This window comes from Jannaschia marina, assembly GCF_013404595.1.
In the GTDB taxonomy this organism is placed as follows: domain Bacteria; phylum Pseudomonadota; class Alphaproteobacteria; order Rhodobacterales; family Rhodobacteraceae; genus Jannaschia; species Jannaschia marina.
Genome location: NZ_JABVAX010000033.1, coordinates 1 through 1,834 on the forward strand (window position 1 = coordinate 1; position 1,834 = coordinate 1,834).

Here is a 1,834-nt window from a genome sequence, read left to right on the forward strand (position 1 = left end):
ACAACAACGACATTCCGGCCGCCCTCGCGGCATTTCTGGACGACGCGAAAGCGCAGGGCCTGACGGTCACGCTCGTCGTGCCGGTCAAGCCGACCGACACGTCCTACGATGCCTGGGACGCCGCGCCGGGTGGCGTGCGCGCCGCGTTCTACGACGATCTCCGGCAGCTCGCCGAACTGCTCGACGAAGACTACGGGTCGGTGGTCCGCCAAATCGAACTCGACAACGAGTATTGGGCCCGTGCGGAGCGCGATCTTTCCGGGACCAGCCTCGAAGGCGAATACGGACGCGCGGCCGGTCAGGCCGCCGTCGCGATCCAGCGGGGTGTGGACGATGCGGCGGGGTCGGGTGAGGGCGACGGAGACGTCGACATCTTCATTCAGGCCGTCAGCGGCGCCCTCGCCGCCGTTTCGTCCGGCGGGCGCGTCATCGAGCGGGCAAACGAGAACATCCAGGCGGGTTTCGACCAGGGCGTGTCGATGTCGGGCCTGAACAATGCCCTGTACACGGTCAGCGACCTGGTGGACGGCGTCATCCGCAACAGCTTCTGGGATATCGCGACCGAGGGCGGTTTCACCAACGACTACCAGACCAGCGGCGGCCTCGTCTCCCGGTTGGAACGGACATTCTCGGGCTGGGACGACTGGGCGGGAGGCGACGTCGTGCTCCGGGTCGGGGAGTACAATGTGAAGACGAGCGTGGCGCGCGGTGACACTGCGGTCAATACGGCCGAACACGGGGCCACGATGTTCCTGGAGCAATTCGTGCATCTCGTCGACTCGGGGGTCACATCGGCGGACGTCTGGGCGCTCTACCAGACGTTCAATCAGACGTCGCTGTTTCTCGAAGGCGACGAGGAGGGCGCGTCCGGGATTCCGGGCGGCGGGGACGGTGTTCAGACGGTCGAGGTCGCCGGGCTGACGCTCGTCGGCAATTCGTCCCGCGTGGCGGTCTTCGACCTGCTGCGGCAGACCGTGGTGGGCTACAACCTGTTCGACACGACCTGGTCCGTCGATCATGTCGAAAGCGCCCCAGGCACCGCCCTCGACTACGACGTCACCATCTTCGAGGATAACCCGTCGGGGCCGGCCGATACCGAATTCGTGCTGTTCCTCTCGTCGCGGACCGGAGTGACCGAAACCCTCTCGATGGATCTTCGGCACCTGATCGGCGACGACACGGTCGTGAACCTGCGGGGGATCTCCATCGACGTGGATCCGGTGGCGGGCGGCGGCTTGACGAACCGGAACCACCAGGACGCGGAGATCGTCGATGTCACCGATCGGCTCGACGTGGACGGAACGTTTTCGCTCGTGATCGACGCCTATGAGCTGATCCAGATCACGATCACGCTCGAAAACAACGCCTTCACGAACGGCGCCGATGTCTGGACGGGCACTCCCTGGTCGGACGATTTTCGCGGGCTCGACGGCAACGACACGATCTTCGGGGGAGACGGGAACGATTCCATCCGCGGCCAGGACGGAGATGACAGCCTCGTCGGGGAGGCCGGAAACGACCTGCTGGCGGGCAACGCGGGCGACGACATGCTGCTCGGCGGCGACGGGGCCGACCGGCAGTTCGGGGGCAACGAGTCCGATACGCTCGCCGGCGGCAACGGCGACGATCTGCTCGACGGTGGCGAAGGGGCCGATACTCTCTACGGGAATGCGGGCGACGACACGCTGGAAGGCCAGGAAGGTGACGACTTCGCCTCCGGGGGCGACGGCGCGGACATGATCCTCGGCGACGACGGAAGGGACACCCTTCAGGGCCGGAACGGTGACGATACGATCGCCGGCAATTTCGGTGACGACATCCTCGGTGGAGGAGA

The 1,834-nt window shown here is 66.0% G+C and carries 1 protein-coding gene; it reads left to right on the top strand.

Annotation, left to right across the window (positions count from 1 at the left end):
- Positions 1 to 1,834, top strand: a 1,834-nt coding sequence (locus HSX43_RS19455; RefSeq protein WP_407929393.1) for a calcium-binding protein, incomplete at both ends; no start/stop codon positions are given.